At 34.3% G+C, this 21,299-nt stretch carries 17 protein-coding genes and 1 pseudogene; 3 read left to right on the top strand and 15 right to left on the bottom strand.

Going from position 1 to position 21,299, the window contains the following annotated elements; translation table 11 throughout:
* Positions 1–19: 19 nt before the first annotated feature.
* The 12 genes from Q9306_RS10235 to Q9306_RS10180 form a co-directional block, all read right to left on the bottom strand.
* Positions 20–2,089, bottom strand: a complete 2,070-nt coding sequence (locus Q9306_RS10235; RefSeq protein WP_306197948.1) for a glycosyltransferase — start codon at positions 2,087–2,089, stop codon at positions 20–22.
* 20 nt (positions 2,090–2,109) lie between these two features.
* Positions 2,110–2,859 (bottom strand): sugar phosphate nucleotidyltransferase, encoded by a 750-nt coding sequence (locus Q9306_RS10230; protein WP_306197944.1) that lies wholly within the window; start codon positions 2,857–2,859, stop codon positions 2,110–2,112.
* Positions 2,860–3,339: 480 nt separating this feature from the next.
* Positions 3,340–4,818, bottom strand: coding sequence for an Lsa family ABC-F type ribosomal protection protein (locus Q9306_RS10225; protein WP_306197941.1), 1,479 nt, complete (start codon positions 4,816–4,818; stop codon positions 3,340–3,342).
* A 919-nt stretch (positions 4,819–5,737) separates the two neighbouring features.
* A complete protein-coding gene (locus tag Q9306_RS10220) occupies positions 5,738–6,019 on the bottom strand; it encodes a HesB/IscA family protein (protein WP_306197938.1) in 282 nt (93 codons plus the stop codon).
* A 39-nt stretch (positions 6,020–6,058) separates the two neighbouring features.
* Positions 6,059–7,819 carry an arsenical pump-driving ATPase gene (gene arsA / locus Q9306_RS10215; RefSeq protein ID WP_306197936.1) on the bottom strand — a complete coding sequence of 587 codons (1,761 nt, stop codon included), beginning with the start codon at positions 7,817–7,819 and terminating at the stop codon, positions 6,059–6,061.
* 18 nt (positions 7,820–7,837) lie between these two features.
* Positions 7,838–8,197, bottom strand: a complete 360-nt coding sequence (arsD, locus tag Q9306_RS10210; protein ID WP_306197934.1) for an arsenite efflux transporter metallochaperone ArsD — start codon at positions 8,195–8,197, stop codon at positions 7,838–7,840.
* Positions 8,198–8,263: 66 nt separating this feature from the next.
* Entirely contained in the window at positions 8,264–8,668 is a 405-nt protein-coding gene (gene arsC, locus Q9306_RS10205; RefSeq protein WP_306197931.1) for an arsenate reductase (thioredoxin), read from the bottom strand.
* A 25-nt stretch (positions 8,669–8,693) separates the two neighbouring features.
* Positions 8,694–9,749, bottom strand: a complete 1,056-nt coding sequence (gene arsB, locus Q9306_RS10200) for an ACR3 family arsenite efflux transporter (protein WP_306197929.1) — start codon at positions 9,747–9,749, stop codon at positions 8,694–8,696.
* Between the two features lie 28 nt (positions 9,750–9,777).
* Positions 9,778–10,125, bottom strand: coding sequence for an ArsR/SmtB family transcription factor (locus tag Q9306_RS10195; protein WP_306197927.1), 348 nt, complete (start codon positions 10,123–10,125; stop codon positions 9,778–9,780).
* 552 nt (positions 10,126–10,677) lie between these two features.
* The gene (locus Q9306_RS10190) at positions 10,678–11,367 is read right to left on the bottom strand and encodes a hypothetical protein (protein WP_306197925.1); all 690 of its coding nucleotides are present in this window, start codon (positions 11,365–11,367) and stop codon (positions 10,678–10,680) included.
* Between the two features lie 819 nt (positions 11,368–12,186).
* Complete coding sequence (gene topB, locus Q9306_RS10185; RefSeq protein ID WP_306197923.1) at positions 12,187–14,331, bottom strand: DNA topoisomerase III; 2,145 nt, start codon at positions 14,329–14,331, stop codon at positions 12,187–12,189.
* A gap of 240 nt (positions 14,332–14,571) precedes the next feature.
* On the bottom strand, positions 14,572–15,855 hold the full coding sequence (locus tag Q9306_RS10180; RefSeq protein ID WP_306197921.1) for an aminopeptidase P family protein: 1,284 nt from the start codon (positions 15,853–15,855) through the stop codon (positions 14,572–14,574).
* A 262-nt stretch (positions 15,856–16,117) separates the two neighbouring features.
* Between Q9306_RS10180 and ric the strand changes: the two genes are divergently transcribed.
* Together ric and Q9306_RS10170 are read left to right on the top strand one after the other, a co-directional pair.
* A complete protein-coding gene (gene ric, locus Q9306_RS10175; RefSeq protein ID WP_306197919.1) occupies positions 16,118–16,825 on the top strand; it encodes an iron-sulfur cluster repair di-iron protein in 708 nt (235 codons plus the stop codon).
* Positions 16,826–17,081: 256 nt separating this feature from the next.
* A complete protein-coding gene (locus Q9306_RS10170) occupies positions 17,082–17,780 on the top strand; it encodes a Crp/Fnr family transcriptional regulator (RefSeq protein ID WP_306197917.1) in 699 nt (232 codons plus the stop codon).
* Positions 17,781–17,875: 95 nt separating this feature from the next.
* On the opposite strand, the gene Q9306_RS10165 is transcribed toward Q9306_RS10170, so the two are convergent.
* Positions 17,876–19,348 carry a protein adenylyltransferase SelO gene (locus Q9306_RS10165; protein ID WP_306197915.1) on the bottom strand — a complete coding sequence of 491 codons (1,473 nt, stop codon included), beginning with the start codon at positions 19,346–19,348 and terminating at the stop codon, positions 17,876–17,878.
* A gap of 114 nt (positions 19,349–19,462) precedes the next feature.
* On the opposite strand from Q9306_RS10165, the pseudogene Q9306_RS10160 reads away from it, so the two are divergent.
* Positions 19,463–19,656: pseudogene (locus Q9306_RS10160) on the top strand (IS1595 family transposase); the annotation flags it as partial.
* Between the two features lie 75 nt (positions 19,657–19,731).
* On the opposite strand, the gene Q9306_RS10155 reads toward Q9306_RS10160, so the two are convergent.
* Both Q9306_RS10155 and Q9306_RS10150 read right to left on the bottom strand, forming a co-directional pair.
* Positions 19,732–20,619 (bottom strand): phosphotransferase, encoded by an 888-nt coding sequence (locus Q9306_RS10155; protein WP_306197913.1) that lies wholly within the window; start codon positions 20,617–20,619, stop codon positions 19,732–19,734.
* Between the two features lie 282 nt (positions 20,620–20,901).
* Positions 20,902–21,297, bottom strand: coding sequence for a cytidine deaminase (locus tag Q9306_RS10150; RefSeq protein ID WP_306197910.1), 396 nt, complete (start codon positions 21,295–21,297; stop codon positions 20,902–20,904).
* Between the last annotated feature and the right edge of the window lie 2 nt (positions 21,298–21,299).

Below are 21,299 nucleotides of genomic sequence, written 5' to 3'. Positions count from 1 at the left end.
TTAAAATCTAAGTCATCATTTAAATTGATAGGGTAGAATATTGGATATAGTTTTTTACTGAAAACTTATTCGCCGCTTCTACATATAATGGAGTAAGGTGTTCTATAAGACTACTATAGAGTATATGACATGTGTTTCTGATGCTTTCAATGTAAGGAACGTAAATTTCCTTTAAAATGAGTTCATCAATCTTAAGGTACTCATGTTTCCATAAGTCAAACTCATTCATATTAAAAATTTGCATGCTGCCAAAATGAAAAGCAATTAATTCATCATCAGTCACAAAAATCTTGTTGTTTTTAACCCTTATCGTATCTTGGTTATTCAAAATTACATTCCATGGTGCTGCATTAATCCCTTTTTGATCCATAATTTTAATATTAGAAAACACATCAGGAATATGGTTTAAATATTTTTGATCTCCCCATCTATTAAATTCCATTTCATACTTATCTTCACAATACTCGATACACTTATCTCTCCACCATTCTAAAATTTCTTCACCATTTTTATCATTTTTAAATCCAATTAAACCTGCTTGATACATCCCATGTATGCTTTCAAGTTCAGTTGTACCTCTTTGTGGGCATAGGAAAACGGAATATTTCCACCATTCACTTAAAATTATGTTAGGATTTGAAAAAAAATACATATCTGCATCGCAGTATATAATGTGATCAACTTCGGGATAATGTTTCAATATATGGAGACAAAATGGAGCTTTTAACGTCCAGCAATACTCTTTTAAGCTTCTTTGATTCTTTACATTAAGGAGTTCTTGATTTTCAACTTCTTTAACGTGAATGATAATAGCGTGTTTCAACTGCAATTTTATTAACCTTTCGTAAGTAAAATCATCCATACAACAAATCCATACATTAAAGTTTTCTGCTTGCTTTGCTAATGAATAGTAACTGGTTAGCCCTTGAATAATATATTTTTGACTTATAATGAATGAGAAATTTAAGAAATTATCCCACTGATTCATTTGTCTTCTTAAATTTGAATTCTTATATGGGGTCGTTGCTTCTTTAATATGTTTACTACTTAAGAGTTTATTTGCTTCTTCACCAATTTTTAATTTTAATTCACTAATAATGGATTGAATTCGGCTTAAATAAGGAGTATAAATGCAATCTAGTATATTGTGAGGTATTTCAATTTTTCCTAAGGACCAAAGATCAAATTCATCTTCACTAAAAATTGTAATGCATGCAAAATGATACACAACTAATTGATCTGTCTCAATATATACTTTGTTTAAATTTTTAGAAATACTAAAATTATTATTGTAAATACAATTCCATGGTGCTGCATTTACTCCTAAATTTCTTGATACCTTTACCTTCGGAAAATAAATAGGAATATTATCCAAATATTTTTGATCTCCAAACCTTTCATTATCAGGATTTGAACTACACCAATCCAAACACTTTTCTTTCCACCATCTTACACTTTTTAATCCGTGAGAATCATTTTTAAAGCCGATTAACCCTGCTTGATATTTACCATATGCTTGTTCTACCCAATCACGATCCCTCTGCGGACAAAGAAAAACAGAATTTCCTCCCCATTCATCAAATATAACAGCAGGATTAGAGAAAAAATACAAATCACCATCACAATAAAGAACGGATGGTAATTCAAAATTTACAAGTAAATATTCAATGAAAACAGGCTTCAAAGTCCAACAATATTCATTAACTTCTCTTTCTGCCTTAATACTTTTTAAACGATTATCTTCCATTTCTTCTACTCGTATAAGCATGACTTGATTCAAATTCATTTCCTTCAATGTTGAATAAGCAACTGAATCAATACAACAAATCCACAATGTACACTCTTTTGTGTTCTCCATTAAAGATTGTTGTAAAGCAATTACCTTTAAAACATATTCTGTTCCTACTATGACGCAAAGATGATTGCCGTGTCTAACGTTCTTATTAGAATCTAATTGAATATTTTTATTGACTGTAGAATGTGTGGACCTATTTTTGACAGGAATTTTTCTAGATAGTTGAAAATTTATTTTTTCTTTAGAGGGAATAAATGGACGAGGTACATTCCCTTTTCTATCATTAGAGTTCAATATCTTTTCACTCCTTTGAATTATTTTTTATGAGGATCCCAATTTTCATTTGCATCCTTCAAATCTTTTGGTGTATCCACACTAATCCAAAAACCATTATATTCGTAAACCGCTAGTTCGTTATTTTTTATTAAATTGTGCAATAGTTCTTCCTCAAGAATACACGTATCTTCATCACTTAAGTAATTAAATATCGCTTTATCAAATACAAAAAAACCTCCATTTATTAAACTATCAAGTAAGGGTTTTTCCTTAAATTCTGTAGCAATTCCATTTTCAACCTGCAATAAGCCATACTGACTATTTTTCCTAATGCCAGTCAGTGTTGCAACTTTTCCTTTTTCTTTATGAAATTTTATAAGCTCATTAATATCTATATGTGCTAATCCGTCACCATAAGTTAATAAAAACAGTTCATCCTGCACATGATTTTCAACCTTTTTCAACCTTGCTCCAGTCATTGTTTCTATTCCTGTATCAATAAATTTTATATTCCACGATTTTTGTTCCTCAAGCAAGTGATACTGATTTTTTTGAAGATTTAAAACAAAATCAGACTCCTTCCAATTATAATTCATGAAATATTCTTTAATTTGTTCTCCTTTATATCCTAACGGCAATATAAATTCCTGATGTCCAAATTTACTATACCAGTTCATAATATGCCAAATGAGAGGCTTTCCCTGTACCCGAACTAATGGTTTAGGAACATCTTCTAGAATCCCCTGCATCCTTAGTCCTTTCCCCCCACACAAAATTATGACTTTCATAAAATCTCTCCTGACACGATTGGTTTATACATCTATTTTAAGATATGCGGCCAGTGTATAAGCTGTGTACACTTATGTACCATAAGGACAAGTTTCACGTTTTCTTTTCAACTGAAACATCTCATGTTTAATTTATTTCATCCCCCTTATCTTTTGGGTATTATCATTACAAAAAAACAAAGCATGAATTACTGTTTTTTCATGCTTTGTTCCTGATCTTTAAATAGTCCTTTATCCTGACTTAAACTCATGTCCTTGTATAAAAAAGTTCTTTACTAAAATAGTAGGAAAACCTTATGGTCTTATATCATATTCCCATTTATGAGTGCATTCTGTTAATATGTATTCTACTTTTCCTATTAAAAAGCCTAATTTCTCAATTGATTGTAGAGAAATTAGGCTTTTTTCATCATTCCATTAAAGCGCCCTATCGTTTAATGACTTGATTTACTGATTATATCTTCAATCATTCACTTTGAACTATATAGATATAGTTTTTGTTGCAACTGTTTGTTGAAATGCCTTATCATGCTCAACAATAACCATTGTGGGATTAAATTGTTGAATAAGCTCTTCAATCTGCATACGCGAATAAATATCAATAAAATTTAATGGTTCATCCCATATATATAAATGAGCTTTTTCACATAAACTTTTAGCGATAAGCAGCTTTTTCTTTTGTCCACCAGAATAATGAGATATATCTTTCTCAAATTGAATTCGGTCAAAATCCATCTTACGTAGGATAGATTTAAATAACGTCTCATCAATCTCGTGCTCTTCAATAAAGCCCGATAACGATCCCTTCAAATGAGAAGTATCTTGTTGGACATAGGAAATGATGAGTCCTGAACCTAAATTAACTGAGCCTGTATGTTGTATTGGATGTCCTAGAATTAGTTTTAGGATACTACTTTTCCCGCTTCCATTCTTTCCATCAAGTACAATTCGGTCCCCTTGTTCAACTATGAAACTAATTGGTTCATTTACTATTTGGTCATCATACTTAACAGACACATCAGCCAAAACAACCAATTCATTTGACTGAGATTTCAATTGTTCTAATTTTAACGACTCAGTTTTCTCCACATTTTTTAGTAATTTTGACTTTTCTTCAATAGCTTTTTGTTGCCTTGATTCAAGGTTCTTCGCTTTCTTCATCATCTTGGCCGCTTTATGTCCTACAAAACCCTTATCTAACTTAGATCCTGAATTCCTTGTTCCATTTTTGGAAGCTTCCACTTGATGAGACCAATCTGCTGAACGCTTTGAAGACTGTTTTAATCTCCCTATGTCTTTTTGTAGACGCTCATTTGTAGCCTCTTCATGTTCCTGCTGTCTATCAAAATTTAACTTCCAAGAAGAATAGTTACCACTTTGAACTTCAATATTTGCTCTATTTATAGATAAGATATGGTCAACGCATCCATCTAAAAAGATTCTGTCATGTGAAATTAAAATAAACCCTTTTTTCTTCCTTAGATAATCAGAGACCATCTTTCGTGCATCAGTGTCTAGATGATTTGTTGGCTCATCAATTAATAGAAATTGACCCTCATTCAAAAACAGTGCAGCAAGCAACACCTTTGTTTGTTCTCCATTTGATAATGTTTTAAATGGTCGGTACATAACCTCGGCATCAACATTTAAATAGGATATTTCACGCAGGAATTCCCAATCTTCTGCTTGGGGACAAATTTCTTCAAGAATTTCATGAGTAAAATTGTTCTTATCCGAAACAGGGTAAGGGAAATAATTAAATTCTACCGAAGCAGTAATTTTTCCACTATACTCATAATTCCCTAATAATAAATTAAAGAATGTCGTTTTACCTCGCCCATTTCTACCGATAAATCCTAGTTTCCAATCTGTATCTATTTGAAAGTTTACACCTTCAAAAATATTATCAAAGCTACCTGGGTATGAAAAAGTTAAGTCTTGAACTTTTATCATTGACATAATAATTCCTCCTTTATATATCAACACTTTTCGTATAAAGTCGGAATATCCATCAATTTTTTAATTCCTCCATATAAGCGTGATGGATATTAACGACTTATATAGAGCATTACATGTGTAACAATAGTGTCTGAATTACTCATTTTTCTCTCTCCTTTATTTGTTCGGTTACAGTTACGGATTAATAAATATCAACTTACCTATAAGAGAATAAAAAAACCTCCCAATTTGTAATTGGAAGGATTAGTCTTTCACTTATACTTAATAAGTCCTTATTAATCATTGAAATTATGACAAATAAAGTATGAACTGATTTATAAAAAATGGATAGACTAACCCTATATTTTGTAGTTTGAAGTTATTAGTTTCAAATTTAAATATAGATTAGTTAATCATTATTCATTCATCAGTCCTCTCATAATTCTATTTTTAGAGTAACATTCTTTTTTACGGAATGCAATATCACAATCATCTTCACCTCAAATTACTGCTAACTCCTTCTTTAGAATCAACAATGTATATTCCTTCTTTTTTTATACTTTCCCTCCATAAAAACCTTAATCCTGAATTGTGTGGCCTTAAAACAAAGTTTGATCAAAAAGTGAAAACCAAACTTTATTCAAAATCACAATCCATTTAAAGAAAACTAACTGTACAATAAGCAAAGGATCCATTCAAAAAGAACATTAATCAAAATGGATTCATTTTGATTGGACAATTCATGTAATAAAAAATCCAAATTCATTTAAAATTCTTCGATCAAAGAGATAAAGTATCGCATCATTTTTATATACATCGCAACTTTGTTCAAAGCTTCGCTTCTTTCTTACAAACATCATGACTTTATTTCAAACCCACAACTTTTCCTTTTACGAGTTCGTGAAAGTTAGTCATGTTTGTTAGTCTCCTTAATTATTATTTAGCAACAATTCGATCCGCCACTTATCACAAGACCTGCACCTTGTTGATCTTCTACATAGTCTAGTGTCAATGTATTTACAATTTCAACGACCTTTGGATCCATGGCAACTTCAATACCATTTACTGTTTCTGTTACATCATTTTCTTGCGCTTCTCCTAAATTAATACCGTAGCTTGGTCCACAGCATCCAGCACCCTCAAATGTAAAACATAGTGTTGAAACACCGTTTTCTTTCATAGCATTTTCAATAAACTCTTTTGCTTTATCTGTAATATTCATTTTCATTTCTCCCCTTCACAGTAACTAATCAAAAATGTTTTATTTTGCTAAAGTTTTAAGCTTCTCATATCCCACAATATCTTCCGATTGCCAAGGGATGATAACACAGTTATTTTGTGATTCCTTTTGCACTGCTTGAATCCACTGTACTTCAGACTGCGCTCTTCCTCTTAATACTGGATCACTTGTATATGTTGCATAAAAACTTTGATTAATAACCCACCACTTTGGATTAATATCTGCACGTTTTAAGTCTCCTTGTAGACGGCTTGCTTCATGTACTGGTGTAGTCTCCGCTAATGTTACGATAACAACACTTGTTTCCTCTGGATTACGAAGACGTGGTAATAAGTTTTTCACAGAATGTGGCACTTCACCAGAAGAGCGTGCGATTTCCTTATGATACGTTTGTGCTGCATCCAGTAACAATAATGTATGGCCTGTTGGCGCTGTATCAATTACCACAATTTCATCATTTGCTTTCTCAACAATATCGGCTAAAGTACGGAAAACTGCAATTTCCTCTGTACAAGGAGAACGTAGATCTTCTTCTAAATAAGCTAAGCCTTCTTCATCTACTGTTTCTTTTGCTTGTTCAATGATTTCCTTACGATAATTTTCTACTTCTACCTTCGGATCAATTCGACTAATCGTAATATTTCCTTGTTCTCCATGCATGACATAATCAATATGAGCTGCTGGATCAGTTGTAGTTAAATGTACATGATGGCCTTTTTCAGCAAGACCAACTGCAATTGCCGAGGCTACAGTTGTTTTTCCTACTCCACCTTTTCCCATTGTAAAAATAACTCTTTTTCCAGTCTCAGAAAGATTCGCAATCAAATTTTGAAGAGAAGGTACAGCAACCTCTTGTTGTTCTTCATCTAGAATTGAAAGATTCTCTATTGGTCGAACCAATTTTCTCATATTCTCTATGCCAGTAACATTAAACGGTACTAATGGAATTTCATAAGTTGGAAGACCTTTTAATTCTTCTGCCATGTTTTCTAACGCTCGTAATTGTCTCATAAACAATGCTTTTGAAACACCATCATCTTGCAAATAGTCTTTCAAGATGCCATTTACAAGTAGATATTGGTTGCTAACGCCAATTTCTTTTAATTCTTTAGATGCTCGTTGCGCTTCTTGTAACGGAGAACTATCAGGACGTGTAACAAGCAACAACGTTGTTTGTTTCGGATTAGATAGTGCTTGAACCGTTTGACTATATAACTCTTTTTTATCTCCAAGACCTGCTAATGGTCCTAAGCAAGAAGCTCCATGTGTACTTTCTTCTAGGAAACCACTCCAAGCCGTTGGGAGCTGAAGAAGACGTAACGTATGACCTGTTGGTGCTGTATCAAGGATAATGTGATCGAACTTCGATGTTAACTCTTTATTTGTAAGTAACGTAGAGAACTCATCAAATGATGCAATTTCTACTGTACAAGCTCCGGATAATTGCTCTTCCATCGTAGCAATCACCGTATCTGGCAACTTTCCACGGTATGGGCCAACAACACGTTCTTTATATTCATAAGCCGCTGTTTCCGGATCCAGGTTAGCTACTTGTAGGTTCGGAACATTAGGAATGACTTTTGGCTTGTTGGTTAGTTCAATTTCAAACACATCTTGTAAATTAGAAGCTGGATCAGTACTAATTAACAAAACATGTTTCCCCATATCAGCTAAAGCAATTGCTGTTGCACATGCAGTAGATGTTTTTCCTACTCCGCCTTTACCAGTAAAGAATAAAAATGGTGTGAATGTTATTGTGCTTGGATTAAATAGGTTTGTCATTGCCTTTCACTTCTTTCTCTATTTTTTTACGTTTAAATTTAAACGTATCTTTGGCTTCTGACTTAACTCTTCTTCCGTCATATTCGTTAATTGTGTTAATTCTTCATTTGTTAAATGAACTCTTTCTTTTACTATTATTCCATCTACTAAAGTTATAGGTAACACACCTGGTCCTTTATCCATTAATAACTGACTAATTACACTGTTATTAGCAAATGCCTCTGGTTCACTAGCAAGATTATAACGAGTAACATTCATACCTTTATTCTTCAAATTGTTAATTGCTACTGAAACACGAATTAACTCCGGGTCAACACTCGGTCCACAAACTCCTGTAGAACAACACATTGCAGGATCAAAAATTTCAATCTTTTTCATCTCTGATTTCTCCCTCTTCTTTACAAAACAAGCAGAGAATTTTTTCTCGGCTTATTTTGTTTTCTATTATTCTCCTGTTTCAGCAAACTTTTTAATACGTCCGCCAATCTCATCACGAACTTTTTGGAATACAGACCAATCTTGACCAGCTGGATCATCAAATCCCCAGTGAACTCGTTTTACATGGGGTGGTGTTGTTGGACATACATCATTTGCGTGACCACAAAGTGTTACAACAAGATCCGCTTTGTCTAAAATATCACGATCGATGATATCGGATGTTTGGTCCGTAATATCAATGTCTACTTCTTTCATTGCTTTAATTGCATTCGGATTTACTCCGTGTACCTCTATACCAGCAGAGAATACATTCCATTTGTCACCTAAATATTTTTTGCCCCAAGCTTCCGCCATTTGGCTACGACAAGAGTTTCCTGTGCATAAGAAGTAAATTGTTTTCTTGTTTTCCATGTTAATTCCACCTTAATATCAATAATTATTTTGGTTGTGTTTGAAAGTATTTACGTTGAAACCACAGTGCTACATTTACAAGAGCTATCATAACTGGAACCTCTACTAAGGGACCGATAACTGCTGCAAAAGCTGCGCCAGACTGAATTCCAAATACCCCTACAGCTACAGCAATTGCTAATTCAAAGTTATTACTTCCAGCTGTAAATGCTAATGTTGTCGTTACTCCATAACTTGCACCAATTTTTTTGCCCATAAAGAAAGAGACAAAGAACATGATTACAAAATAAATGAGTAATGGAATTGCAATACGTACAACATCAAGTGGTACACTAACAATGACCTCACCTTTTAAGGAGAACATCACAATAATTGTAAATAGTAATGCGATTAATGTAATTGGGCTGATCTTTGGAATGAATACTTTTTCATACCATTCTCGCCCTTTAGTTTTTACAAAAATCAAACGTGTTAACATTCCTGCAATAAACGGAATGCCTAGATAAATAAAGACTGATTTTGCAACCTCTGCCATTGTGATATTTACAACAGCACCTTTAATTCCTAACCATTCTGGAATGACTGTTACAAAGACATATGCATATACTGAGAAAAATAACATTTGAAATACAGAGTTAAAAGCAACTAATCCTGCCGCATATTCTGTATCACCTTTTGCTAAGTCATTCCAAACAATAACCATTGCAATACAACGAGCTAATCCAATCATGATTAGTCCCACCATATACTCTGGTTTATCTGGTAAGAATATGATTGCTAAAACAAACATCAGAACCGGACCAATAATCCAGTTTTGTACAAGTGATAATATGAGTACCTTTACATCTTTAAAAACGCGCCCCATCTCTTCATAACGAACTTTAGCGAGTGGCGGATACATCATTAAAATTAACCCAATCGCAAGTGGTATAGAGGTTGTTCCTACTTGTAAGCTATTCATTCCCTCAACAAATCCAGGGGATAGATAGCCAACTCCAATTCCTACTGCCATTGCAAGAAAAATCCAAAGGGTTAGATATCGATCTAGGAAAGACAGACGTTTTTTCCCCATGTTGCTCATCCTTCTCACTTCCCTTTCAAACTATTTATTAACACCCACACCGAAGTGTGGGATTGCTCTTCTCAATTTGTTTGATTTTCTCTATTTGATCTGGTACATGTGCTAAAATATCTTCCAAAAGTGTGTATAAATCACTTGCTTGATTTAAAGAATAATAAATCCATTGACCTCTGCGCTCTTCTTGCACTAAGCCTAAATCTTTTAACTTTCGAAGATGCTGACTGATAGAAGGTTGACTCATATCAAATACTTCAAGAAGTTCACAAACACAACACTCGCGTTGTTTAAGAATAGATACAATTGTTAGTCTTGTTTTGTCTCCTAATAATTTCAATAGCTGTGAAGCCCTTGTTAGCTCTATAACTGTATTTTCCATACCCTCACCTACCCTTTTTATAATTAAATAAGCATATACTTATATGTTGAGCAAAAATTAAACGTAATATTCTTTAAGAGGGTTTATTTTAATTTCCTCTCCTTAGAAATAAGTATATAATTAATTACTTATATAATCAACTGAAACACTCATTCTTTACAGAATTTTTATAATGATAAATAAGCATTCTACAACTGAACCAACTACATACTTTTTCCTATCTAACAAAATATAAAAAGTAAATACTATAGGTCGCGTTAGAAAAACAAAATTAGCCATATTAGAAAACACTACTAATTTTATTTTCTGATATTCAAGCATAATATATGTACATATAAGAATAATCAAAAGATATATACTCACAATGAGCAAATGTACTTTTTAAAAGCACGTTCAAAAAAGAAGATAGCCATCTCATATATAGGTGGCTATCTTCTTTTTTTGTATATTAACGGACCTTCCGTCAGTTGGGATAAAAAAATCACTGATGGAAGCTTCACTTTATATGAAAGGATATTATTATTCTCAAATGGATAGTCGCATATGCGAATTCTATTTCAATTTCTGTTCAACCTTGTCATGTATCAATTCGATTTTTTCAGGCAGTACAAATAAATATTCAATAAGGACTTCCAATAATTCTGTTAATAAAACAATCGTTTCATCATCAATTTCTTGCCTTAGTTCAAGCATTTCATAAAAAGGGCTGTCTGGATGAACAAGGTGACCAATATTTTGAATCGGTTTCGTTAAATCAACATGTTTTGGAAATTGCTCGAATTGTTGGGAAAGAGACTGCCCATTCGTTTTCTCCCCAAGGAAATATTTGAGGACACCTTCAAGAACTCGTTTTGACATCACTGCAGTAGCAGAATGATCTTTTGACTGACTGATATTTAAGGTAGAGCGATATGATCTGAGAAGGTCTATAGGGATTTTTTTGTTGTGTTCGAGTTGATGTAAAGGATCTTTTGAAGCTGAAGGATTATACATATAGATGTCTACTTCATTGATTTGATCTGAACAATTATGAAACATAATAACAAACTGTGATGGTTTTTTACATTCTGAACAAAGCCCTTCTGCGAATAATCCGCCTTTTTTCACTTGGTAAAAATTCGCTTTCAACGCAAATTCACTTGATTTACCGCAATTCGGACATTGGCTTTTAATATTTTGTGGCACTTTTAAATATCCATACTGGGTATAAGATAAAATGGCTCCCGGCAATATTCTTTTCATTTAAACCTCCTATGAAACGCAATCCTAATTTATAGCTTATATAAAGTGAAACTATAATCAGTGGGATTTTCTTCATCCCCCACTGATTATCAGCCCTCACCAATCGGGCTTTTACGGGCAGTTTATCTCCCACCTAACTTCTTTAGAAAAGCGGAAGCGGCTCGCTGAGAATCACAGGACGCCCACACCAAAGGCAGAGAGGCGCTTTTTGCCTCGTCCGAGGAGACGAAACGACCGGAGATTCTAGCCGCTAGTGCTGGACAACAAAGAAATGTGGAAGTGGCTCGTCCAGAATGTGAGGAGGATGGAGCTTCTGACGTAGAGGTGTTTTTTACCTCGTAGGAAGAAGCGAAGCCACCGAACATTCTAGCCACTGGAACTAGACAATGCTTTCGCCGAATTTTGAGGTGGGAGTATTACTGCCCACGAATAGCGGGATAAAGTATTTTTGGAATCCAGTAAACCCTTGTCGAGAATAAAATCTATGTGCATCTATTCTTCTTGAATGGCAATGAACTTCAATTCTGTCACAGTTTCTTTTTTTAGCTGATCGGTATAAAGCTCTTCAATCTCACGTTCAATCCCCTTGCTTCTCACAATAATTCATTCCTTAATAAACCCTTTTATTTAATTTCCCCAATAAAGCCTTTATATAGTTATTCTTTTTCTGAATGGCTTATATTTTCTTAACACAAGATATACGAAAAAAGCACTCTTAACACAAAAAATCATGACATAAAATTGTCATGATTTTTCTCATATAATCTAATAAGTAGTTTCATTACTAAGCGTAAAACTTCGTTGTAAGGTATACAACTCTCACTTCTCAAATACAAAATTAATTTTATTATCTTTCCACTCTAACTTTGCGTCAAACGTTTTATCATTCTTCTTAAAGCCTTTCATTAATTCTGTTTGCTCACCTTTTAGTAACTTCTTCATATTCTTTTGCGAAATCGTTTTTCCTAGTATTTTCTTAGAAATTGTGAAATCGCATTTCGTTGTATTGTAGTTTGAACATCCGTAAAACGTAGATTTATCAATGACATCTCCATCACATTTTTTACATGTTCCTACCTTTTTACCAACTGTAAATTTTGAATTGGAGCGTTCAATCGATTCTACGTGTAATCCTGTAAAATCCCATTTCTCAGACATTTCAATTGCATCTTCAATAATTTTTGCTGAGAGCTTTTTCGTTTGTTCCATAAATGTAGCTGGCGACGCCGTTCCTTCCCCTATTTCTGCAAGGCGCTGCTCCCATTTTGCTGTCATTTCTGGTGAAGCTAATATTTTATCACCAATTGCGGTTATGAGTACTTTTCCTTTATCAGTCGCATATACTTGGTTTTTCTTTACTTCAATATACTTTCTGTCCTTCAGCATTGTGATAATACCAGCCCGCGTTGCTTCAGTCCCTAAACCCTCTGTCTTTTTTAATACTTTTTCCAGTTCTTCGTTCTCTAAATACTTTCCAGCTGTTTTCATTAACGTAATAAGCTGACCTTCTGTATATCGTTTTGGCGGCTGTGTTTTTCCTTCTTTCACTTTCACCTTTTCAACTTTACCTTGTTCCCCTTCCTGCACAATCGGAAGGATTGTTTCTTCGTCTTTATCATCTTGGAAAATCACTTTACGCCAGCCTTCTTGAATTTGCTGCTTTCCTTTCGATATGAATTCAGCACGGCCATCAACAAGTGTTGTAATAGTCGTGTAGTCAAAAATCGCAGCTTCATAATGCGCTGCAATTAAGCGCCTTACAATCATATCGTAAATTTTTCTTTCATCGCCTGATAATTTATTTGGATTCGTTACTTGTTCTGTTGGAATAATTGCGTAGTGATCTGTAACCTTTTTTTCATTTACATAGCGCTTATTATTCATAATAGAAGGAATTGGCGCTGGCAATACATCTTTATATTCTTCAAACTGACTTAATTTCTGTAAAATATCAGGAAACGTGGCAGCTTCGCCTTCTGTTACATAGTTAGAATCCGAACGTGGATACGAGACAATTCCTTTTTGATATAAAGCTTGTGTTATATCGAGTGTTTTCTTTGGCGAAAATTTAAATGCTTTATTCGCCGTTGCTTGTAATGATGACAAATTAAATAAAAATGGTGGCTGAAACTCTTTCCGCTCTGTTTTCATTTCTTTCACTTCAGCCGGTTTATTTTGACAAAATGCAGCGATTTTATTTGCCATATTTGGATCTTTTAAACGTGACTCATTATCTTGCTCCCACTTACCGTCATATTTTTTTCCTTCTATATGAAAGGTTGCGAACACTTCCCAAAATGGCTCAGATTTAAAGTTCTCAATTTCTTTCTCACGTTTCACAATTAATGCAAGTGTTGGGGTCTGGACACGCCCCGCAGAGAATACATCATTCATTCCTTTTTTCTTTAGTAAAATACTAAAAACACGGGAAGCGTTCATCCCAACAACCCAGTCAGCACATGATCGCGTATATGCTTCGTAGTACGTATTGATTGTATCCGCTTCATCAAGTAAATTTTTAAACCCTTGATAGATTGCTTGCTTCGTTAAAGAAGAAATCCAAAGACGCTTCATCGGCTTTTGCACATTACAAAGATGAATAATATTCCGTACGATTAATTCCCCTTCGCGCCCAGCATCTCCCGCATGAATAATTTCTGTCACTTGCGGATTATGTAACAGCTGTTTCACAACATTAAATTGCTTATACTTTGACTTTGTTACTTCAAACTGAAAACGTTCTGGAATCATCGGCAACGTATCTAATGACCATTTTTTCCACTCTGCATGATAATGTTCCGGGTTACATAACTGCGTTAAATGACCAATTGCCCACGTACAGTAAGCCCCGTTCGGAAACAATTCATTCGCCTCTACTTCTAAATAGCCATCTTTCCGTCTGTATTTAAATTGAGAAACAAGCGCCAAACCTTGATCTGGTTTCTCGGCAATAATTAATTTCATTTTAAAACTCCCTATCTACATTCCAGTATTGCTTCCTTAATATCTCTTCATTTTTCGTATAAACACTTTAAAGCCTTCACTAATTTTCACACCTACAATTTTGTATACCCTACTATAGACCCCTAATATTATACGCTTAATTTTAGTACCTTCACAATAGGAACTCATTATATAACATATTACTTTAAATTCTAAAACAACACGAAAAAAGACGCCACACAGTAGGCGCCTTCGTTCTTCCTATTTTGCAACAATCTGTCTATCCTTTAGATTCGGATTATGTACTCTCATGAAATCCTCAATCTCTTCAACAGTTCTTATTATATCTTTTGACAAGTTTTCATATCCATTTTCAGTAACTAGAATATCATCTTCAATACGAACCCCAATCGCTTCCTCTTCAATATATAACCCAGGTTCCACTGTAATGACCATACCAGCCTCGAGTACTCGGTCTTTGTATGAACCTACATCATGAGTATCTAAACCGAGGAAATGGCTCACCCCATGATAATAATAGTTGGAGAGTTCCGAATCTTCCTCTATTAAACCGATATTCTTACACTCTTCCGCCAGCACCTTTTTCGTATGATCATTTAATGCTGCGAATTTTAATCCAGGTCTTATAAGCTCAATTGTTTCCCTTAACGCCTTTAGCACAATATTGTAAATCTGTTTTTGGCGATCCGAAAATGTTCCGCTCGCTGGGAACGTATAGCTAATGTCAGCATTATAATAATCCTTCTGAGCTCCAAGGTCAAGCAGCACTAAGTCACCTTTATTAATTTTAGAATCATTGTCCTCATAATGCAGCACCGTTGCATTTTTCCCACTTGCCAAAATCGTATTGAATGCATGATGTTTAATACCAGATGATTTTAGCGTAAAGTCAAAATGAGCTTCTAATTCATATTCCATCATGTCCTCTTTTGCATGCTTGAGCACATTATAAATGCCCTCTTTTGTAACCAGTATTGCTTCCTTAATCTTTTCAATCTCTTCCTTCGTTTTAAATACTCGTAGTTCACAAATATTTGGATAAACGTTACCGATTGAAAGGTGTGGATAATGTTCTCTTACATGCTTAGCGAATGCTAACGTCCGTGTCTCTGTCCCTGCCCACTCTCGGCGTTCCAAATCTAAATATACGTGTTTCACACGTTCTGTAAAAAACGTTCTTGCTATTGATGATTCAAAACTTTCTAAGTACACAATCGTTTTTATACCAGAAATGTTTTCTGCTTCTTCTTTTGAAATTGTTTTGCCTACCCATTTTTCAAGAACTGGATCGGCTTTTTCAATGAAAAGCGTTTCTTCTACTGTATCGCCTACTTTTTTTAACACAAAAATAAGATTCGGCTGATCAATACCAGTCATATAATAGAAGTTTCGGTTTGGCACAAATTTATAATGTCCATCGGCTGATTTATAAGGTGCTTGTCCGGCAAATAGAATCGTAATAGATTCATCCGGCAGTGTTTCCACTAATCTTTTTCGATTTCGAGTAAAAAATGATTGCTTCATAACAATCCCCCTTAAATTCTATACATCCCCTTAAAACTGACTATCCAGTTTATTTCATTGTATTATTGTTGTAATTTTTCGTCAATTAACCAGTTTATTTTGACTCTACTTACTTTTAACATAGATACAAACAGCATCTTTTTTACACAAACAACGTATGGTGAAATTCACAGGTTATCAGTGATATATATCACTACATCAACTTAATTTTATTGATATTTTTAATCTAGATACAAAATTTAAATTTTATGGAGGCATTCATATGGAACACGTATTTACTGAGACTTCTGTAATTGGTGATATTGTTACGAAATTCCCAAAAGCAAGTGACCTTTTCAAATCATATAGAATAGATTTTTGTTGTGGAGGTAACAGACCACTTATCGATGCAATTCATGAGAGAAATTTATCAGTAGAAGAGGTTATAACAAACTTAAATACGCTTTATCATGAAACAAAAGCATTAAATGAAGCAAAAATTGACTGGACAATCGCCTCTTATAGCGAATTAATTGACTATATTGTGAATAAACATCATCGATTTTTAAATGAAGAATTGCCACAGTTAAGTCCATATGTGACAAAAGTATTCCGTGTTCATGGATCCAAACAGCCTCATTTAGCTCAAATTCACAAGCTATTCCATGAACTAAAAACAGAATTAGAACAACATATAATCAAAGAAGAAACAGATGATTTTCCATTAATTTTAGCATTTGAACAAAATCCAACTGATGAAAATTATTTGAAATTGCGCAGAGTGGTAGACCAGCTGGAAAGTGAACATAGTCATGCTGGTGATATTATGAAAGAACTTCGTAACATTACGAATGACTTTACTCCTCCAGAAGGAGCTTGCGGTACTTATCGTCTTGTCTATCAACGACTTGCAGCTCTTGAATCCGATCTATTCGAGCACATTCATTTAGAAAATAATATTTTGTTCCCTCGTGCAATTGCACAGGCTTAATTACAAAAGGTGAGTTTGTAGATATTAAATTATGGCTCAAAACCAACATTTTTTGATATTGAATAAACACTTAAATAGATTCCGCTTATACGTAAAAAATAGAACATAAGCACTTTTTGCTCATGTTCTATTTCTTATGTATTTTTCTATTACTGATGAACGTTTCACTTTATATGACTTTTATCACTGCTTTATTTAAAAAATTGGTATACATTAAATATAGAAATTTGTCTGGAATTATTAAGGAGTTGTATATATGAAAGCAAATATGATAAAAACACATTTACAGGAAGTCCCTCTCTTTAAAGAACTTTCAGAAGAAGAACTTCAGCCTATTGTAGATATTTCACAATTACGAATGTATAAGGAAAAATCATTTGTATTTATGCAGGGCGACATACTTGATCGCGTGTTTTTTATCCACTCTGGTAAAGTGAAAATTCAAAAAACAGACCCAACCGGAAAAGAACAAATTGTTTCTGTACTTCAAGCTGGTGAAATGTTTCCTCATGCTGGATTTTTCCAAAAAGGTACCTTCCCAGCACATGCTGAAATACTTGAGACTGCACAATTGATCGTTACTCCAATCGCTGATTTCGAGAAAATTTTGATTCAGCATCCTGAATTATGTATTAAAATGTTTAAGGTTCTTGGAGAAAAAATTGTAGATCTTCAAAACAGATTAGAAGAACAAATTCTTCACGATACTTACGAACAAATTATTATGTTATTGCTCCGTTTATGTAAGTCAAATGGTGTAGTAATGAATGACACATATACTTTAACGACTCAGTTTACAAATCGGGAACTCGCCAATATGATTGGAACATCAAGAGAAACGATTAGTCGCACAATTAATCAATTAAAAAGAAGAAAATTAATTGCTGTTGATGAAAACGGTTGTTTCATTATTATTCCAGACAAATTAAAAGCAGAAATTTATGACCTCTACTAAAAACAAATTTTAAAAATGCTACCTCAATTAAAGAAGTAGCATTTTTGTACGATTCGTAAACTATATTGTAGAAAATAGGATACTTAATGCTTCTATCAAGTACCACAATACGTTCGGTAAGGACAGGATAATGGTTCAGGTAGCGCCGCATACTCCTCCTGTTCAGGTGAGTGCTCGTAAGGATTTGAAAGGACATTAAGAAGACGTTCCATCACGCTGTAATCTCCATGTTCTACAGCAGCTTCTAATGCTTCTTCTACCCTGTGATTCCGAGGGATTATCGCCGGATTGCTTTTTCGCATTAATATGTTTGAGGAAGCTTTCGATTCTTCCTGTCTACTTAGTCTTTCCTGCCACCGCTCATGCCACTCGGCAAACTCTGGCGTTCCAAACAAAGCCATGTCCTCCAGCTTATCAAAAGTTAACGCACGGAAGGTATTCGTATAGTCCGCATGATACTTCTGCATGATAGTAAGGAGATCTTCAATAAGGGATTTATCTTGTACTTCTTCGTTAAATATCCCTAATTTCGCTCTCATACCAGCAAGCCAGTTTGATTGATATAACTCATTAAAATTTAAAATTGCATTTTGAGCCATTTCCATTGATTTTGCATAATCACTATGCAATAGCGGTAATAACGTTTCAGCAAATCTTGCAAGATTCCATCCACCAATATACGGCTGATTTCCATAAGCATAACGCCCTTGAATATCAATGGAGCTGAATACTGTTTCCAGATCATAAGTATCCATGAAGGCGCAAGGACCGTAATCAATTGTTTCTCCGCTTATAGTCATATTATCAGTATTCATTACTCCGTGAATAAAACCAACTAGTTGCCATTTCGCAATCAAGGAAGCTTGACGCTTAATTACTTCCTCAAGCAAGAAAAGATAGCGATTTTCAGCTGCATCACCGCCTGGATAATGCCGATCTAATGTATAGTCAGCTAAAGTTTGAAGCTCTTCAACAGTCCCCCACTGAGCAGCATACTGAAAAGTGCCAACGCGCAGGTGACTTGCAGCCACACGAACGAGAATTGCACCAGGCAGTTCCGTTTCACGAATAATTGACTCCCCGGTTGTTACTACCGCTAGACTACGGGTCGTAGCAATACCAAGCGCATGCATTGCTTCACTAATAATATATTCACGTAACATTGGTCCTAATGCCGCTCGTCCATCTCCTCTGCGGGAGTATGGCGTACGGCCAGAACCTTTCAGATGAATATCAAACCTCTCATCTAAAGGCGTAATCTGCTCGCCAAGTAGCAAAGCCCTGCCGTCTCCTAACCTGTTAAAATGTCCAAATTGATGACCTGCATATGCTTGTGCAAGAGGAAACGCACCTTCAGGAATCCGATTTCCTGCCAGTACCGCTACCCCCTCGTCACTTTCTAGTTCTTTGGCATTCAATCCCAATGATGTTGCCAACGAATGATTGAGAATAGTCAATTTTGGTGAGCGAACAGGCGTTGGACTGCGACCCGAAAAAAACGATTTCGGTAGACGGGCATAACTGTTATCAAAGTTCCATCCTGCTTCTATTCTTTCTTTCTTCGTCATCGTATCACCGTCTCTTATCTTATCTTTTTATATCAAACAAAGTTTTTCTACACCAATGCAAAACAATCCCTTTTAATGTCTACTTCTACCATTTTATTATACCCTTTCTAGAGAAACTACCACAAACGACTAAAGGGATGGATAGATTTTAGGAAGTAGTCACCAAGTATTTGGACAATTACCACTATTGCTTCAGTTTCATTCAACATAGTAAGAAAATGGCGGAAAAAGAACAGATAAACCAGATGTTGCTCAGTGTCTGCCAAAATTCAAATAGTATTACTGCGAATTTTCTGCGTGAGGTATAAAAAAACAGCCATTCCATTGTGGAACGGTTGTATTCGTTATTCCATTAAAGCTACCTGTAGTTGAAGAACCTTAGTTTACAACTCATTATTTAACCAATTCAATAATTTAGGAATTGTATCTGCATAGCATCTAATCTCATTTATTGTTTCTATTACTTGGATAGTTCCCATCTTCTGTTCTTCTTCATCTGTACATTCAATCCATAAAGAACGTTTTAAATTGTATTCAAGCCATCCTAACTTGCCTAAAAAGCCATTTGCTAATACTTTTCTCCAGTCTGCTTGTAGTTCACCATATCTCTTTTTATATCCGCTTATAAAAGAGAAGAATCTTTGTTTATCAATATCCCCTTTTTCATTTTCAGACCAATAGATTGCCGTTTCAATTAAGTCTTGCATTGGATTTATATAACCAGCTGATTCCCAATCAATAAGAACTGCATTGTATTGGTTCCACATAACATTCTTAGAATCTAAATCCCTATGGCTAATAACCATATTTGATGAAAGAGACTCAGATGCACAAATTTCCTTCGAATTCCATTTACTAAGATTATCGAGATTTTCAAGGAATAACTTAACCCATTCTGAACTATTTTCTTTACCTCTTTGCAAATAATAATTCCAATTAATTAATTGTCCATTATCAAATCCAGTATTTGTTATGACTAACTCAGAAAAATCAACTTTATGTATTTCTGCAAGAATTGCACCTATTTTTCCGCAATGAATATTATTAATTTCATATGGTTTCAGACTTTCGCCTTCCATCCAATCAAACACAAGATAAAACTGATGGTCTACTTTTTGTAAAACATCTCCATTAATTTTTTTTGCTGGGAGAGTTGGAATGTTATTAGACAAGAAATTGGCTATTTTTTCTGAATTGATATAGTTTCGTATTGCCGTTGGTCTAAGCATTATTTGAGGATTTAAAAGTTTTATTGCATACTTTCCTGTCAAAGTAAATTAGTCCTCTTCTATTTAAATTTAAGTAAAGAATTATATTTTGATCCCACTGCAGCTCACTAGTTTAAATATCTTGTAATGTATTAATAGTTTATGGTATTCAGTATCCTTGAGATAGGCTGTTAATGCAAATACCCGTGATTCTGCATTTGAAAGTTCTTTTGTTAGATTTTTAATATCTTCTGACACTTTTATGAAAATGCAAAAACCCCGAATCGAGGACTTTTAAATATCCATGATTCGAGGAACAGTTCATTTTACAATATTTATATTTTATTAGATTAAATCATCTATCGCAAATGCACCTGGCAACAATTGTTCAACTGTTACTTCTTTTTCATCACCTTTTTGATTTGTCAATAATACTGGCATTTGCGGATCACAAAATTCTGCAATCACTTGTCTGCATGCTCCGCATGGCGAAATCGGTCCATCCGTATTACCCGTTACGACCAAATAACTAAAATCACGTTCTCCTTCAGACACTGCTTTAAAGATCGCTGTTCTTTCGGCACAATTACATAAACCATAAGATGCGTTTTCTATATTACAGCCTGTATAAATTTTGCCATCTTTCGTAACAAGGGCCGCTCCAACAGGAAACTTTGAATACGGAATATAAGCTTTGGATAACATTTTTGTAGCTTCTTCAATATATTTTTGTTTATTCATAT

The sequence above is a fragment of the Bacillus multifaciens genome (assembly GCF_030756675.1).
GTDB classification, from domain to species: domain Bacteria; phylum Bacillota; class Bacilli; order Bacillales; family Bacillaceae_G; genus Bacillus_A; species Bacillus_A multifaciens.
This window is presented reverse-complemented; position numbering and strand designations above follow the sequence as displayed.

Bases quoted from the DNA above. Each gene is read 5' to 3' on its own strand.
- Q9306_RS10230 (WP_306197944.1), bottom strand. From the start codon at position 2,859: ATGAAAGTCATAATTTTGTGTGGGGGGAAAGGACTAAGGATGCAGGGG.
- Q9306_RS10225 (WP_306197941.1), bottom strand. From the start codon at position 4,818: ATGTCAATGATAAAAGTTCAAGACTTAACTTTTTCATACCCAGGTAGC.
- Q9306_RS10220 (WP_306197938.1), bottom strand. From the start codon at position 6,019: ATGAATATTACAGATAAAGCAAAAGAGTTTATTGAAAATGCTATGAAA.
- arsA (WP_306197936.1), bottom strand. From the start codon at position 7,819: ATGACAAACCTATTTAATCCAAGCACAATAACATTCACACCATTTTTA.
- arsD (WP_306197934.1), bottom strand. From the start codon at position 8,197: ATGAAAAAGATTGAAATTTTTGATCCTGCAATGTGTTGTTCTACAGGA.
- arsC (WP_306197931.1), bottom strand. From the start codon at position 8,668: ATGGAAAACAAGAAAACAATTTACTTCTTATGCACAGGAAACTCTTGT.
- arsB (WP_306197929.1), bottom strand. From the start codon at position 9,749: ATGAGCAACATGGGGAAAAAACGTCTGTCTTTCCTAGATCGATATCTA.
- Q9306_RS10195 (WP_306197927.1), bottom strand. From the start codon at position 10,125: ATGGAAAATACAGTTATAGAGCTAACAAGGGCTTCACAGCTATTGAAA.
- Q9306_RS10190 (WP_306197925.1), bottom strand. From the start codon at position 11,367: ATGAAAAGAATATTGCCGGGAGCCATTTTATCTTATACCCAGTATGGA.
- topB (WP_306197923.1), bottom strand. From the start codon at position 14,331: ATGAAATTAATTATTGCCGAGAAACCAGATCAAGGTTTGGCGCTTGTT.
- Q9306_RS10180 (WP_306197921.1), bottom strand. From the start codon at position 15,855: ATGAAGCAATCATTTTTTACTCGAAATCGAAAAAGATTAGTGGAAACA.
- ric (WP_306197919.1), top strand. From the start codon at position 16,118: ATGGAACACGTATTTACTGAGACTTCTGTAATTGGTGATATTGTTACG.
- Q9306_RS10170 (WP_306197917.1), top strand. From the start codon at position 17,082: ATGAAAGCAAATATGATAAAAACACATTTACAGGAAGTCCCTCTCTTT.
- Q9306_RS10165 (WP_306197915.1), bottom strand. From the start codon at position 19,348: ATGACGAAGAAAGAAAGAATAGAAGCAGGATGGAACTTTGATAACAGT.
- Q9306_RS10150 (WP_306197910.1), bottom strand. From the start codon at position 21,297: ATGAATAAACAAAAATATATTGAAGAAGCTACAAAAATGTTATCCAAA.